The organism is Enterococcus sp. DIV1368d (assembly GCF_050542975.1).
In the GTDB taxonomy this organism is placed as follows: domain Bacteria; phylum Bacillota; class Bacilli; order Lactobacillales; family Enterococcaceae; genus Enterococcus_D; species Enterococcus_D casseliflavus.
The window spans coordinates 2,007,451-2,023,086 of record NZ_CP172939.1; the positions used below are offsets into that span (position 1 = coordinate 2,007,451).

Annotated in this window: 15 protein-coding genes; 7 read left to right on the top strand and 8 right to left on the bottom strand. The window is 43.0% G+C overall.

Features of this window, described 5'->3' with window-relative positions:
• Nucleotides 1-54: 54 nt before the first annotated feature.
• From IGJ44_RS09335 to IGJ44_RS09355, 5 genes are all read right to left on the bottom strand, one after another.
• A complete protein-coding gene (locus IGJ44_RS09335; RefSeq protein ID WP_005230151.1) occupies nt 55-672 on the bottom strand; it encodes an HAD-IA family hydrolase in 618 nt (205 codons plus the stop codon).
• A gap of 216 nt (nt 673-888) precedes the next feature.
• A complete protein-coding gene (locus IGJ44_RS09340; RefSeq protein WP_167827115.1) occupies nt 889-2,481 on the bottom strand; it encodes a TPM domain-containing protein in 1,593 nt (530 codons plus the stop codon).
• A gap of 140 nt (nt 2,482-2,621) precedes the next feature.
• Nucleotides 2,622-3,971: a PFL family protein gene (locus IGJ44_RS09345; RefSeq protein WP_005230144.1), complete on the bottom strand. Its 1,350-nt coding sequence runs from the start codon at nt 3,969-3,971 to the stop codon at nt 2,622-2,624.
• Between the two features lie 8 nt (nt 3,972-3,979).
• Entirely contained in the window at nt 3,980-4,246 is a 267-nt protein-coding gene (locus IGJ44_RS09350) for an ACT domain-containing protein (protein WP_005230142.1), read from the bottom strand.
• A 103-nt stretch (nt 4,247-4,349) separates the two neighbouring features.
• Entirely contained in the window at nt 4,350-5,012 is a 663-nt protein-coding gene (locus IGJ44_RS09355) for a 2,3-bisphosphoglycerate-dependent phosphoglycerate mutase (RefSeq protein ID WP_074535257.1), read from the bottom strand.
• A 415-nt stretch (nt 5,013-5,427) separates the two neighbouring features.
• Between IGJ44_RS09355 and IGJ44_RS09360 the strand changes: the two genes are divergently transcribed.
• Genes IGJ44_RS09360 through IGJ44_RS09370 form a run of 3 tightly spaced genes read left to right on the top strand, consistent with a single transcriptional unit; the run spans nt 5,428 to nt 8,796 of the window.
• Nucleotides 5,428-6,909 (top strand): ABC transporter permease subunit, encoded by a 1,482-nt coding sequence (locus tag IGJ44_RS09360; RefSeq protein WP_005230136.1) that lies wholly within the window; start codon nt 5,428-5,430, stop codon nt 6,907-6,909.
• A complete protein-coding gene (locus IGJ44_RS09365) occupies nt 6,902-7,624 on the top strand; it encodes an amino acid ABC transporter ATP-binding protein (protein WP_005230134.1) in 723 nt (240 codons plus the stop codon). Before IGJ44_RS09360 ends, IGJ44_RS09365 begins: the two co-directional genes overlap by 8 nt.
• Before the next feature lie 17 nt (nt 7,625-7,641).
• A complete protein-coding gene (locus IGJ44_RS09370) occupies nt 7,642-8,796 on the top strand; it encodes a pyridoxal phosphate-dependent aminotransferase (RefSeq protein WP_430605655.1) in 1,155 nt (384 codons plus the stop codon).
• Nucleotides 8,797-8,929: 133 nt separating this feature from the next.
• On the opposite strand, the gene IGJ44_RS09375 is transcribed toward IGJ44_RS09370, so the two are convergent.
• Both IGJ44_RS09375 and IGJ44_RS09380 read right to left on the bottom strand, forming a co-directional pair.
• Complete coding sequence (locus tag IGJ44_RS09375) at nt 8,930-9,637, bottom strand: DUF4811 domain-containing protein (RefSeq protein ID WP_005230129.1); 708 nt, start codon at nt 9,635-9,637, stop codon at nt 8,930-8,932.
• Nucleotides 9,634-11,112 carry an MDR family MFS transporter gene (locus IGJ44_RS09380; RefSeq protein WP_010749631.1) on the bottom strand — a complete coding sequence of 493 codons (1,479 nt, stop codon included), beginning with the start codon at nt 11,110-11,112 and terminating at the stop codon, nt 9,634-9,636. The genes IGJ44_RS09375 and IGJ44_RS09380 overlap by 4 nt, the downstream gene beginning before the upstream one ends.
• A 137-nt stretch (nt 11,113-11,249) precedes the next feature.
• Here IGJ44_RS09380 and IGJ44_RS09385 point away from each other — a divergent pair, with 137 nt between their 5' ends.
• The 3 genes from IGJ44_RS09385 to spxB all read left to right on the top strand — a co-directional run bounded on the left by IGJ44_RS09385 (nt 11,250) and on the right by spxB (nt 14,469).
• Complete coding sequence (locus IGJ44_RS09385) at nt 11,250-11,735, top strand: MerR family transcriptional regulator (protein WP_167827049.1); 486 nt, start codon at nt 11,250-11,252, stop codon at nt 11,733-11,735.
• Nucleotides 11,736-11,915: 180 nt separating this feature from the next.
• The gene (locus IGJ44_RS09390) at nt 11,916-12,608 is read left to right on the top strand and encodes an N-acetylmannosamine-6-phosphate 2-epimerase (RefSeq protein WP_074535254.1); all 693 of its coding nucleotides are present in this window, start codon (nt 11,916-11,918) and stop codon (nt 12,606-12,608) included.
• A 127-nt stretch (nt 12,609-12,735) separates the two neighbouring features.
• A complete protein-coding gene (spxB, locus tag IGJ44_RS09395) occupies nt 12,736-14,469 on the top strand; it encodes a pyruvate oxidase (RefSeq protein WP_074535253.1) in 1,734 nt (577 codons plus the stop codon).
• Nucleotides 14,470-14,547: 78 nt separating this feature from the next.
• Here spxB and IGJ44_RS09400 read toward each other — a convergent pair whose 3' ends face one another.
• Nucleotides 14,548-14,676, bottom strand: a complete 129-nt coding sequence (locus IGJ44_RS09400; RefSeq protein ID WP_005236316.1) for a hypothetical protein — start codon at nt 14,674-14,676, stop codon at nt 14,548-14,550.
• Nucleotides 14,677-15,084: 408 nt separating this feature from the next.
• Between IGJ44_RS09400 and IGJ44_RS09405 the strand changes: the two genes are divergently transcribed.
• Complete coding sequence (locus IGJ44_RS09405) at nt 15,085-15,630, top strand: NfeD family protein (RefSeq protein ID WP_081116908.1); 546 nt, start codon at nt 15,085-15,087, stop codon at nt 15,628-15,630.
• Nucleotides 15,631-15,636 lie beyond the last annotated feature (6 nt).

The window sequence follows — 15,636 nt, forward strand, 5'->3', positions numbered from 1 at the left end:
TCGTTATCAATGAACAGGAAAGAACATTTTTACCACAAAAAAAGCCTTGATTTCTCAAGACTTAATGATTTCTTGTATTTCAGCCATTGATTGGACGGTATGGTCGGCAGATACATCTTTTAAGAGACCTTCTATATCATAAAATATCGTCTTGACACCTGCTCCTTGTCCTGCAAAAACATCCATCGTGCGATCGCCGATCATGACAGTCTGATCTTTATCTAGTTGATACTTTTCAACAAGATAAATCAGGGAAGTTGGATCCGGTTTGCGGGGGAAGTTGTTTTCTGGGCCAACGATCTCAACGATCAGGTCTGCCATCTGTTCTTTTTCTAACAACTCTTTCGTTGAGACGACATCGCGGTGGGTCAAAATGTAGTTCTTGCCCCCAGCAGCAACCACGGCTTCTAATGTTTCTTTGGTTCCTGCAAAGGAAAGCGGCAAACGATCATCCAGCGCTTCATTTGCTTTGAATGCTTTAGTGAACTCTTGAAAATCTAAGTTGTATTTTTCAGCAACTTTTTTGGAAGATGAATCTTTCAATATATAATAAATCTCCGCTGGATCTGGATCGAAGCCATACTCCTTCAATGTCTTGATAAAAGCTTTTAACATGATTGGGTAGCTGTCGTAAAGTGTTCCGTCAAAATCCCATATGTAAGATTGGTACATGATATCCCTCGTTTTCTCCCTTTTTCAAATGAATGAAAGTTCCATTCATTTTCAGTAACTCTAAAAAGTTTACCACACTTTGTTTGGTTTGTCTTATTTATCAAGGGATTTCCTCTACAAGAAAAAACGCCATTGACCATACAATCCTTCCGCTTGCACAAACCTACATGCAAGCGAATGTATTGCAGAACAATGAACGTTCTTCCTTACGAAAAATTACCAGCTACCAGAAACACCGCCACCGCTGCTGCTTCCTCCGCTAAAGCCGCCAAAATCATTCGAAGAACTTTGCGTATCGGCAATGACTTGTTCTTGATGGGTCACATGATTATTCATCATCACAAAGAACAACGCCATATTCATACCATGGGGGTCATACTCTTGGCGAGCATTATTCAAAACGGCTGCTCGATCAGAAGCATCAAATGAGGATAATTTGTTCGCTAAATCTGGGTGATTTTGATAAACCTGTTTCAAGTCAACTTGGAACAAGGCATCTGTTTTCACTTCCGCTAGAACATCAGAAACTTCTTTTGGAATGGCTTGTACCATCTCAGGATAGGTCGCTTTTTCCGTCACAAGTTGAGCTAAGTATCGCCCTTGCTCATTGCGTCTTCTGATCTCTTCTTTGGCTTGCTTGGCTATTTCTGCTCGATAAGCATCTGCTAAAGGCAGATTTTCGGGTAACACCGCATCAGTCAAATCGTAGTCTGCCATCCGTTCAGTCACTTCCCTGCCTAATTGGGCTTCATAGGTTTTTAAGGTGTCATGTTGGGTAAGGATCACCTGACCGAAATGTTTGACCGTGGTTTGTTTCTTCATCAGCAAGTTTGAAAAATAGGCGCCAATTGCTGGATTCGTCAAGCCGTGTTGGATGACTCGTTTATCCGCTGTCGACAATCCAGTGACCGAAGTCAATTTCGCTGGCACATAAGTCCTCGTCACATACTGCGTAAATGCTTGTTGACAATCTTTTGCTGTCTGATACTGATGGTAACGCTGATAGTTCTTTCTATTGCTAGCCCATTTCAAGAAATCTTTCTGTTGGAAGTGACTATCTTCTAACAGATGTTTCGGCAATGGCAGGTGCTCTTCAAAACGCCGTTTGGTTTTAAGATGGCGAAAACTGATGAACCCGACAAGGCCTGCAGCTGCTGCCGCTACGACACCACTGACGATTTTACCAATAGTGAACCACATCTGCTTAGTGGCTTCTGCTTCTTGTGCCTGTTTTTCTGCTAACATTTGCTTGCCATCTTGATAGATCGTCCCTAAACCAATCGTTTCATCCGCTTCTTTCATTCGCTGATAGACTTCATTAGAAGCTGCCAATATCGCTGTATCATAATCTTCATCTCGTAATGCGTCTTTGGCATCTTCATCCACTAAATCATCTTCCGATAGATCACTGAAGACATAGGATAGTCCATCGCCATAACCCAGACGAAATTCACGATCGTCAATGGCAAAGAGAAACAATAGTCCATTATTGTCCTCTGGATTTCCTAAACCATACTCATTGAACAGTTCCAAATTACGCTCTTCAATCGATTGCCCATCTAAAGAAGGGATCGTGATCACAGCATATTCTGGCGCTCCAGTCAATGATTGGAAGCCCTCTTTATTCAAAGCATCGATCTGTTTGATCGTCTCTTGTGAAAGGACCCCGGCATCATCACGAACAAATGTCTGTCCAAAGGCAATTGATGGTTGAAGGACAAAAAATCCCATCAAACCAACAAAAACCAACATCCCAAGTTGGAAGACTTTCTTCATTTTACCACCCCTTTTCATCGTGTTATCTTTCATTGTATTCGATTTCAAATGATAAAACATCCGCCTTAAGCATGAAAAAAATAGTTAGATGACTAAAAAACCTTTAAAAGACAGCATTTTGGTCGGTCTTTTAAAGGTCATTTTATCATATTTTCCTAGTAAAGGAGTACAAATTAATTTTTGAATGAATGGATCGGAGCAGGAATACGTCCCCCACGTAAAATGAAATCAGTAGACTGCGCAGGATTGGTTTTCATCACTGGCGCCGTTCCTAATAATCCACCAAATTCAATGCGGTCGCCGATTTTTTTGTCTTTCGCTGGAATGATTCGGACAGCTGTCGTCTTGTGGTTGATGACACCGATCGCTGCTTCATCCGCAATCATTGCGGCGATCGTCTCAGCAGAAGTATCTCCTGGAATCGCAATCATATCCAAACCGACAGAACAGATCGCCGTCATGGCTTCAAGTTTTTCTAAATTCAATAAACCAGCTTCTACTGCTTTGATCATCCCTGCATCTTCAGAAACGGGGATAAAGGCACCCGACAGACCTCCAACATGGTTACATGCCATTACGCCGCCTTTTTTTACTGCATCATTTAACAAGGCCAAAGCCGCTGTCGTTCCGTGGGTACCGACAGATTCTAGACCCATTTCTTCTAAAATCAATGCCACACTATCGCCGACTGCAGGAGTTGGCGCCAGCGAAAGATCGACGATCCCGAATGGAACGCCCAAGCGCTCTGAAGCCACGCGCCCGACCAATTGCCCCATCCGCGTGATCTTGAAAGCTGTTTTTTTGACTGTTTCCGCCACAACATCAAAGGACTCGCCTTTGACTTTTTCCAAGGCACGTTTGACGACACCAGGTCCGCTGACACCAACGTTGATTTCCACATCAGCTTCACCGACCCCATGAAAAGCCCCTGCCATAAAGGGATTGTCTTCCACTGCATTGGCAAAGACGACGAGCTTCGCACAGCCCATATCTGATGCCTCAGCCGTTTTCTTGACTGTTTCTCCCATCAGACGTACTGCATCCATGTTGATCCCAGCTTTCGTTGATCCAATATTGACCGACGAACAGACAAAATTGGTTTGAGCCAAGGCTTCTGGAATCGATTCGATCAATGCAAGGTCGCCGCCTTGATAGCCTTTTTCTACTAGTGCGCTATAGCCGCCGATGAAATTGACTCCAACTTCTTGCGCCGCTCGATCCAAGGTCTTCGCAACTTTGATACAGTCTGCGGGTGTCGGCTGGCAAGCTGCCACTACGATCGCTACAGGGGTAACCGAAATCCGCTTGTTAATAATCGGAATGCCATATTCACTTTCGATCTCTTCGCCGACTTTGACAAGATCTTTCGCTTTTGTTGTAATTTTTTGAAAAATTTTCTCACAAGTACGATCAATGTCGGCGTCAATACAATCCAATAATGAGATCCCCATTGTGATGGTACGAATATCTAAGTTTTCTTCTTCCACCATGCGAATGGTTTCAAGTATTTGATTTGTCTCCATAGTGCCTCCTATAATTTGTGCATGGTATCAAAAATCTCTTGATTTTGAATGCTGATTTTTACACCTAATGTACGACCAATTTGGTGAAGCTCCTCACGAACACCATCAAAATCCTGATTGGCATCCATGTTTAAAAGCATCATCATCGTGAAGTAATCTTCCATGATCGTTTGGGACACATCTAAAATATTGATTTCTAGTTCTGCTAATTTCTGGCTAACACCAGCAATGATCCCAACCTTGTCTTTTCCAATAACGGTTAATACGGCTTTCATATCCTCCCGCCTTTCATAAAATTTTTCTTATTATAGCACAACAAAACCACATTTTCGATGTAACATCAAACGAAAATGTGGTTTATTCTTTAAATGTTCGTTATTACGCCCGTTCAATCAAGTTTGCTTGGCTATCAAACTCATAAATGATCGGCTGTGCGTTAGGAATATCGATCGTATCCATGGCATCTTTTGGCACGTCTTCCAAGTATTTGACTAACGCCCGCAAGCTGTTCCCATGACCAGTAATGAGAATATTCTTATGATCTTTAAGTAACGGAACCACCTGGTCTTGCCAAAATGGGACTACTCGCGCCACCACCATCCCCAGATTTTCTCCCTTAGGTATCAAGCGAGGGTCTAAAGAATCATAGCGTCGGTCTAAATCATTTTCCTCCACATATAAAGGCGGTTCATCATATCCACGTCGCCATTTTTGCACCTGTTCTTTTCCATACTTTGCCACCATCTCATCTTTATTGACCCCTACTAATTGGCCATAATGACGTTCATTTAGGCGCCATGTTTTTTTCACAGGGACCCAAAGCTGATCGCTGGCTTCCAGAACGGCATCGCAGGTGATGATCGTTCGCTGCAGCACAGATGCAAAGGCAAAATCAAAGGAAATCCCTAATTCTTTGATCTGTTCCCCCGCATCCCAAGCTTGTTGTCGGCCTTTTTCGGTCAGAGAAACATCTAGCCAGCCTGTCCAGTAATTTTCAAAATTTGCTTCGCTTTCACCATGTCGAATCAATACGACCTTCACTCTATCGCCTCCTCTTCTCTTTTATTATCGCAAGAAATCCAAAAAATGTCTTATGTTTCGTTTTTGCCGCTTTGTTTCAGACAACTTTTTATTTTGTCATTGCAGATCCTGTTTCTCGTTTAAGCGAAGCTGCTTTCTTTCTTCACTATCCGTTATTTTCTAAGCATCCTTTCAAATAGATGTGTATAGAAAATGGCTGCTGTTCCTTCTCCACTTTGTTCTTCCTTGGATTGCAAATAATTTGAATAAATGGTTTTACGCTCTACAACAATTTTTGACTTTTTTTCTCTGACTTATTGACTTCAACTGATGTTATGCTATGATAGTTTCTATCACTTATATGTATTTTTATACATTTATTAGTTATTATTTGCATTTTTAATAGATGCACAGAAAAAGTTAAAGGGGCGTTTACATGAAAAGGTTTAGTAAGGGTACTGTTTTATTGGGGATCATCACAGCGTTGCTGCCGTTTTTCTTTGTCGGACAAGCACATGCAGAAGAAACCGATCCAATCTATGAAAAAGTCAAAGAAAATGGTGTATTGGTCGTGGGTTTATCTGCCGATTATGCACCATATGAATTCCGTGCCAATGTTGATGGAAAAAATGAAATCGTGGGGATCGATATCTCGATTGCCCAAAAAATTGCAGATGACTTAGGGGTCGATCTGAAAATTGAGGAGCTTGGGTTCGACGCGCTGTTAGGGGCTCTAAAAACGGGTAAAATCGATGTCGTCATCTCTGGGATGGCTGCTACGGATGAGCGCCGTAAAGAAGTCAATTTCACTGATACCTATATGGAAGTCCAACAGACCGTCCTGGTTCGAGCAGAAGATGCGGATCGTTTCCAATCGACGGCTGATTTTGATGGTGTAGCTGTCGGTGCACAACGACAAACCACACAAGAAGAGCTGGCAAATACAGAATTGACTGGCTCGACCGTCACCTCTTTGCAAAGGGTGCCTGATTTGATCACCAATCTAAAATCACGCAAGATCGATGCGATCGTGATGGAAGGTCCCGTCGCCGAAGCTTATGTGACGGCGAATGATACCTTGGCATTAGCCGAAAATGTCACGTTTGAAAACGGCGTGAAGGAGACCGCGATCGCCATCTCGAAAGAAGCGCCAGTTTTACTGGAAAAACTCAATTCCTCCATTGAAACTATCATTAGTAATGATCTTTTAAGCCAATACAAAGAAGATGCCTATCGATTGATGTTTACCGAAGAAGGCACGATCGATGAAGAGCAAAGCTTTTGGGAAAAATATCTGCCTTTTTACATCACTGGAACTGGCTATACGATCTTCCTAGCCTTGGTTGGGGTATTATTCGGCTCTATCGGTGGCAGCTTGTTAGCCTTTATGAAGCTTTCTAAGTCAAAAGCATTGAAAGTCATTGCCGCTGTCTATATTGAATATGTTCGGGGAACACCTTTGTTAGTACAAATATTTATTGTATACTTTGGAACAGGCGTGTTAGGCTTAGAGCTTTCGAAGTTAGCTGCTGGCTGTATTGCCTTAGCACTAAACAGTGCCGCCTATGTGGCAGAAATCATTCGTGCTGGGATCAATGCCGTCAATAAAGGACAGCTGGAAGCCGCTCGTTCATTAGGCATGAATCAGATCCAAGCGATGCGCTTCATCATTTTCCCGCAAGCCATCAAAAACATCTTGCCTGCTTTAGGAAATGAATTTGTCACGGTCATCAAAGAGTCTTCGGTCGTATCGGTAATCGGTGTGTCTGAACTGATTTTCCAAACAGGCGTCGTTCAAGGGGCCAGCTTCAAACCATTTTTACCATACGTTATCGTATCATTGATCTACTTTGTATTGACCTTCGCCCTCTCACGTCTATTGGGTGTTGCTGAAAGGAGAATGAAAACTAGTGATTAAAGTTGAAAAATTAGTGAAAACATTTGGCGAGAATACCGTCTTAAAAGAAATCGATCTTGAAGTGACACCTGGTGAAGTCGTTGTGATCATCGGACCCTCAGGAAGTGGGAAAAGTACTTTCTTACGCTGCTTGAATCTACTTGAACAGCCGACTGGTGGGAAAATCACCTTCGAAGGCAATGATTTATTGGCAAAAGGGGTGAAAATCGATCAGATTCGTCAAAAAATGGGAATGGTCTTTCAAAGCTTCAATTTATTCCCTCATAAAACGGTGTTAGAAAATCTGACTATCAGCCCGATCAAAGTCAAACAGCAAGAGCAAGCTGCTGCCGAAGAGACAGCGAAAGGATTGCTGGAGCAAGTTGGCTTAGCTGAAAAAGCGGATAGTTACCCCTCTAGCCTTTCTGGCGGGCAGCAGCAACGGGTGGCGATTGCTAGAGCGTTGGCAATGGATCCTGATGTAATGCTCTTTGACGAACCAACCTCAGCATTGGACCCAGAAATGGTTGGAGAAGTGTTGACGGTCATGCAAGCTTTGGCAGAAAAAGGCATGACGATGGTCGTCGTTACCCACGAAATGGGCTTCGCAAAAGAAGTCGCCGATCGTGTCATCTTTATGGCTGACGGTATCATTCAAGAACAAGGAACACCAGAACAGATCTTTGAGCATCCGCAAAATGCGCGGACACAGGATTTTTTAAGCAAAGTTTTATAGAAATTGGAGATGACAAAATGAACCGTCCGTTGATTGCAGAACGTTTTTTACAACCAGAAGAAAATCTTTTAATGGAGATCGCCACTCTTGCGAAGAAAACCCCAAATTTGATTGATTTGTCGATTGGTGATCCTGATTTGATTACAGATGCGACAATCATTGATGCAGCTTTTGCTGACGTCAAAGCGGGTCATACAAAATACACCGCTTCAGACGGCAGTGCTGATTTTATCCAAACCGTCGTTGATTTTTATCAAAAGCAATACCAGCTTACTTTTTCTCCTAGCCAAGTACGAGGAACTGTCGGTGCATTGCATGGCATGTACTTAGCTTTGGCTGCCATCATTGATCCCGGTGATGAAGTGATTATTCACGAACCGTACTTTTCGCCTTACAAACAACAAGTCGAACTAGTCGGTGGTGTGCCAGTCTTTATTCCGACCTTTGAAAAAGATGGCTTTCAAATCGACGTCGAGGTTTTAAAGGCCGCTATCACTGAGAAAACCCGGGCAATCATTATCAATTCACCCAACAATCCTACTGGTGCTGTTTTTTCTCCAGAAACTTTTGAAAAAATCGCAGCAGTTGCCATTGAACATGACTTACTAATCCTCTCAGATGAAGTCTATGAAGCCTTTTGCTTTGATGACACCTTTGTACCGATGGCAGCCTTCGCACCTGAGAACACCATCACATTCAGCAGTTTCTCAAAAGCCTTTGCCATGACAGGCTGGCGGATCGGTTACATGATCGCACCTGAATCGATCAATCTTACGGCAAAACTGATCAATGAGTCGATCGCCTATTCGGCACCAACTCCTTCACAACGGGCAGGTATTTACGCATTGAATCAATATGATACCCTCGTGCCGCAAGTGGTTGCTGTCTTTAAGGAACGACTGACCTACATTGAACAACGGGTTGCTGAGATCCCCTTCCTTTCCTTATCCCCAGTCAAAGGAAGCATGTATGCCTTCATCAACATTAAACAAACGGGGTTGGACTCTGTCAGCTTTGTCGAGAAATTATTAAAGGAAACCAGTGTGCTGATGATCCCTGGGAAAGCCTTTGGAGAAACGACCGGCGATGGCTATGTTCGCTTAGCTGCCACCCAATCGTTGGACTTGTTAAAAGAAGCTTTCGACCGCATTGCCGCGTGCTCATTTGACTAAAGAAAATCCCACTCACTTCTAGTGTGTGGGATTTTTTTTGGTGGTAGCCGTTTTTCAAAAGTATCACGTTCCATATAAAAAGGGACAGAAGAATCCGATTTGATTCTTCCATCCCCTGACTATCTGCTCGTTTTTACTTTTTTGCTTCTTCTAGTAATTTTGCCATCGCTTCTTTTTGATAAGCTTCTGTCAATTCAGCGATTTTTGCTTTTTGGGCTGCCTCATCCATAGTTGGATCAGCCATTAATGCAGCTTGCATTTTTTCTTGGACATAGGCTTGTCCTTGTGTTTTCATAGTGTCTGCTTGTTCTTTCGCTAAAGAAGCCAGTTTTTTTGCTTGATCCACACTCAAGACTTCCCATGAATCTGGCAATGAGAACGTATTGGTACGGCTGACATATTGGCCATCGTTATCAGCGATCCCGAACAAGAAGCGTGATAGGTCACTTTTATAAACCCAGCGCGTCGTTTTTGTTTCTAATTGAGCTGAATCAGCCCCTGTTTCCACAACATTAGTCACTTTATCAGTACCGGTTTGTTTTGGTTCCTCTTGATCAGCATCCGTTTTATATAGGTAGATTTTTTCCGTACCATCTCCTAATGGCTGATACAATAGCAAATCAAAATTCTCGTTATCGGCACTAGAAACCAGTGGGGTTGTTTTAGCAGTCGTTTCTTTTTCCATTCCAAAATGATAGGTCAAATTGGCCATCAGTGCGACGACACTTGCCACGAAGACTAGACCTAAGACCAATGATAAACCTGTTTGCAGCTTGTTTTTGGCAAAGACATTCAGTACCGCAAACCCTAACACGCTAAGAACGATCAAAAGCAAGATCATTTGTCCGCACCTCCTTCAAGAACCGTCAATCGCGGTTCTTTTTTCTTTAAGGAGAAGGCGATCAAGAATCCTAAGAAGCTAAAGACCGCTGCCACATAAAAGGCGGCATGGTAGCCAGATAAAGTCGCTTCGATTGCTTTTTCTTTGTATGCCAAAGGCGTTGCATCCAGCAAAGAATCACTTGGCAAGTTGCCCTTAGTGACGTTTGTCAAGACACTGATCAAGATAGCCGTACCAATTGAGCTGGCTACTTGACGGAACGTATTGTTTACCGCGGTACCGTGACTGATCAAATGACCAGGTAAGGCATTCATTCCTGAAGTCGTTACTGGCATCATCACCATTGAGATCCCGAACATCCGAATCCCATAAAGAATGATGATATGCAAAATCGGTGTATCTTTTGTTAAGAAAGCAAATGGTAAGGTTGCGGCAGTCAAGATAAACATCCCGGTGATAGCTAAACGTTTTGCACCATACTTATCAAAGATCGCACCAGTGATCGGCATCATGATCCCCATGATCAACGCACCTGGCAATAACATCAATCCTGAATGAAACGCTGACTCACCACGAATGTTTTGGATATACAATGGGAGAACCATTTCAGCACCGATCATCGCCATATTCGTGACCCCTGAAAGGATCGACGCCAAGGTAAAGGTCGTTGATTTGAACACGCGCAACTCTAAGAACGGATGCTCAATGTGCAATTGACGCCATGCAAAGAAAGCAATGAAAAAGACACCGGCTGCTAGAAAACCGATTACTTCCATACTGCCCCACCCTTTGTCGCCGACGCTTGAAAAGCCATAGAGCAATGTACCAAAACCAAGGGTTGATAAAATCGCTGAGAACAGATCGATTTTCGGATGCGACAATTCAATCACACTCTTCATTAGAAAGAGCGCTAAGACTAAGACTAAAACGACGATCGGAATGACCATTCCGAACAAATAGCGCCAGTCATAATGATCAATGATCCAACCAGATAACGTTGGGCCTAAGGCTGGTGCTAACCCAATAACGATTCCTGACATGCCCATGGCTGAACCGCGTTTTTCTGGTGGGAAGATCGACAACATGATATTTTGCAAAAGCGGCATCGAGATCCCTACACCGGCAGCTTGCACTAAGCGGCCAATCAATAATGTAGAAAAGTTCGGTGCAGCAAAACAAGCGATCGTTCCTGCAAGGAAGATGCTCATTGCCGTTAAGTAAAGACTTCTCGAGCTGAACTTGTTGATCAGCCATGCGGTGATCGGGATCATGATCCCATTGACCAGCAAGAAACCAGTGGTCAGCCATTGAACATCAGATGCTGAGATGTCAAAGGCATCCATCAAAGTTGGAAAAGCCGTTGTTAACAATGTTTGGTTCAAAACAGTACAAAACGTACCGATCAGCAAAACCATGACCAGTAAGGAACGGTTGTAAGGTTTGCCGTAGATATCTAAAGGACGACTCGTTGACATATTTCACACTCTTTTCAGTATATTTTTCATAAAACCTTCTTTACTTTAAATCTTTCCCTGAAATTTGTCAACCTACTTGACATAAAAGTAAAACAAGTTACAATATTAACAAATACCTTTACAAGAATGGAGTCCGTATGTCTCATCTTTTTCGAAAACTCGTTGATAATGAAAACTTGTTGGTCGGCATCAGCGAACTTAGCCAAATGTGTGATATCTCCCCTCGCCAATTGCGTTATTGGGAACAAAAAGGATTTATTCAATCGGTCCCACAAGAAGAAAATGCCCCACGAAAATACCGACTGCCCACGGTCGTCAAAGTGGAAATAATCAAAACGTTTTTAGATGAAGGCTTTACGTTGGCCAAGGCTGTTGAAAAAGCGGACAAAAAAATCAAAACCGCCCATCATATTCGCAAAGTGTTTTCTGGGGTTTTACAAAATTTAGAAGTCATCAATGAACGCTTTACGATCATCAGTCTGGGACCAGTAGATGACGAAGGAAAAATCCTCCATATCATTCACGATGAAGAAACAGAACGATTGCAATACGAAGTGCTGCCTGCTAATCAAACGATCGATTTTGAAAAGTTCAAGCAATGCACGTCAAAACAAGCAGAATAAAAAATCTGCCTAGCCTATTCGTTACGTGCAGCAAGTATCCATGACAATGATGCTTGCTGCACGTTTTTTGAATGTCTTGCCTTTGATTCAAAGAGGTGTTGATTCATTTACAAGCAAAAAACCTCATGATATAGTCGAAGGGAGAAACGAACCTTTAGTAGAATGGGAAGTGTCATATAAATGGAAAAAGAAGTCTTTACCCAACAAATCAAGGGCGGGTTGATTGTTTCTTGTCAAGCATTGCCTGGAGAACCCTTGTATACCGAAAACGGCGGTGTCATGCCCCTATTGGCAAAAGCAGCTCAAGAAGCTGGAGCTGTTGGCATCCGTGCCAATTCCGTTCGCGATATTCGCGAAATCCAAGCCGCTGTTGATCTGCCGATCATCGGAATCATCAAAAAAGACTATCCACCTGAAGAACCATTTATCACAGCGACCATCAAAGAGGTGCACGAATTAGCAGCTTTACAGATTGCGGTGATCGCTTTGGACTGCACCTTGCGCAAACGTCACGATGGCTTGACGGTCAATGCCTTTATCAAACAAATCAAAACTCTTTATCCCCATCAACTACTCATGGCAGATATCGCCACCTATGAGGAAGGCATCAATGCCTTTGAAGCGGGCGTCGATTTTGTTGGTACAACTTTGTCCGGCTATACGGCGAATAGTCCCACCATTGACGAACCAGATTATCATTTGATCCAGCAATTGGTTGCGGCAAAGGTTCCAGTGATAGCCGAAGGCAAGATCCACACCCCGAAACAAGCAAAGAAAATCCAAGATATGGGTGTGACGGGTATCGTGGTTGGTGGTGCCATCACCCGACCAAAAGAGATCGCCAGCCGATTCGTGCAAGAGCTGCGCAACTGAGTCGTTCATTTCCTAAAATAAGTCTTTCACTGCGCCTTGTGACAGAAGGCGCATTCTTTGTTGTCTTTTTGAGAAACGTTTATACTTAAAAGAGAACGAATGACAACAGAGAAAGCGAGTGAAGAAAATGACAAAAATCAATGCTGGTATAGCAATGATCAAGGTTTTTGAAGCTTGGGGCATCGACCATATCTATGGAATCCCCGGTGGCTCTTTCAACTCAACGATGGATGCTTTGTACCATGAACGGCAATCGGTCAAGTATATTCAAGTACGTCATGAAGAAGCAGGTGCGCTGGCAGCAGCGGCTGATGCCAAGCTAACGGGAAAAGTCGGTGCGGTTTTTGGTTCTGCTGGTCCGGGTGCCACCCATTTGATCAATGGCTTATATGATGCTCAAATGGATAACGTGCCCGTCGTTGCCTTGTTAGGACAAGTAGCTTCGAGCTCGATGAACTACAATGATTTTCAAGAAATGAATGAAAATCCGATGTTCGCTGATGTCAGTATCTACAATCGCACGGTCATGTCCCCTGAAAGTTTGCCCCACGTGGTGGACGAAGCCATTAAAGCAGCCTACAAATTTAAAGGAGTCGCTGTGGTAACGATCCCGGTCGATTACGGGTTTGCAGAAATCGACAAACAGGAGATTGCAACCGCAAAAAATCATAAGACAGGTGTTCTCCAGCCTGATGAAGAGGATTTACAGGCTGCCCTTCCTTATTTTGAACAAGCAAAAAAACCCGTCCTTTATATCGGACAAGGTCTCTTTGGTCATTTTGATGCCATCGATGCTTTTTCTAAGCATTTCTCGATGCCTATCGCATCTTCTGTCTTAGCCAAAGGCATCGTGCCTGATCTTTATGAAAACTTTCTTGGATTTGCTGGACGGGTGGCGACAAAACCTGCCAATGAAGCTTTGGCAGAAGCCGATCTCATCGTTTTTGTCGGCAGTGACTTCCCTTTTGGCCGCCGCTTTTTCAATCCTGGTGCCAACTTTGTCCAAGTTGATATCGACGCCTCGAAATTTGGTCGTCGTCATCAGACGGATGTCTCCGTTTTAGGAGATGGTGCGACCGCTCTTAGAAAATGGACAGAGATGGCAGCCCCTCGTCCTGCAGATGCTTGGTTAAAAGCCAATCAAGAAAACTGTCGCAATTGGCATGAATGGCGCCATCGTTTTTACCATGATTCGCAAGTTCCTTTGCGTCCTGAACCTGTCTATCGAGAAATCAACCGGATTGCAGCTCCTGATGCCCTGTTTGTCACGGATGTCGGTAATGTGACGATTCACAGTATCCGTCATTTAGAAATGACGGGTGAACAGCGTTTCACAACGTCTGGCTGGTTTGCGACAATGGGCAATGGTGTACCTGGTGGGATCGCAGCTCAATTGAGCTATCCGAATCGCCAAGTATTTACCTTTAGTGGGGATGGCGGTTTTGCGATGCAAATGCAAGACATCATCACCCAAGTGAAATATGATTTGCCAATCATCAACGTGGTCTTTTCCAATGACTCATTCGGCTTCATCGAAGCGGAGCAAGAAGATACCGAGCAAACCAAGTTCGGTGTCCAATTAGCCGGTGCTGATTTTGGTAAAGTTGGGGAAGCATTGGGTGCGAAAGGCTTCACGGTAACGAAGGAAGAAGAATTAGCATCCGTCTTTACACAAGCTAAAGAAAGCCACGGACCTGTGGTGATCGATGTCAAGATCGCTAACGAACGCCCTCTTCCTGTCGAAGAACTGAAACTTGATCCGAACCGCTTCAGCGCTGAAGAAATCGCAGCTTTTAAAGCAAAATACCAAGTCCATGATCTGCCAGCTTTGAGTGAGTTGTACGTGGATTCTCAAGAGTAAATAAAAAAGAGAGAAAGACAGAAATCCTGTCCTTCTCTCTTTTTTTCATCAACCATTTCATGTTTCTAATGCATCGCCTTACTTATTATAAATTTTCGGGCCTTTACGCATGTTTTTTCGATCGTTTTTTGGGGATTCCATTTTTTTTGAACGGCCGCCGCCTTGTTTTTTCTTGATTAGTTCTAACATTTTTTCTTTTTGATCCATCGATTCCACCTCTATTTCTTAGCAATACTGTCGGTTGAAAAGAAGTGTTCCTGACTTCTTTTATGTTTGCGAACAACTACCTTCGATCTATGGTAATAGAAAATAAAAGCTGCCTCTTACGATTCAAATCATCTGCAGCTAATTTTGCCTTTTTCTAGTACCCTGATTTAATCTACTTGGATTTTCCTGGTTTGTCAATGGCTGATGAAAAAAAGCTGATTTTTGATTGGCTCTTTCAAAAAAATAAACCTCCCTTTGTTGTACTATTTGTTCAATTTTACTATTTTATTTAATTTTTTTTATTATTTATTGGTATAATTATAACAGAACACCTATTCCGTTCTTTTCCTTCCCTCGTTCTTCTTTCGATTGTTTCTTAGCTTTCATTGTTCTTACAAATCACTCTATTTGAAAGGAGGTGGATACGTGCTGCACACTTACGCACCTGATCAGATTTATTTGTATGTATTGATTGGCTGTGCCATTTTAGCCTTTTTGCTGCTTCTGTTTGGCGATATCTTCGATTTTGATGGTCCAATTGATCCGATGTTGATCATCCCCTGGTTTGCCTTTACGAGTCTTTTCGGTTACTTAGGGGAAACTATTTTCCCAGGCTATTCGATGATGCTTTTCATTGGTAGCGGTTGTCTTTCTACAGGGCTCGTTTTTCTCTTGAATTTTTACGTGCTGATTCCCATGAGGAATGCTGAAGCGACGCTTTCGAGTTCCGAGAAAGACTTTGAAGGTCGAATCGCAACGGTGCTGACGCCGATTCCTTGTGAAGGAATGGGTGAAATTCAACTCACAAGTGTCACTGGTTCAAGTAATCGTCCAGCCTCGGCTTTTCAACCTATCGATGAACCATTAGCAGCAGGATCAAAAGTGTTGATTATTGAAGTCAAAGAGCGTATTTGCTACGTCGTTCCCTATACAGAAAAATTTTTGGGCAACTAAAATAAA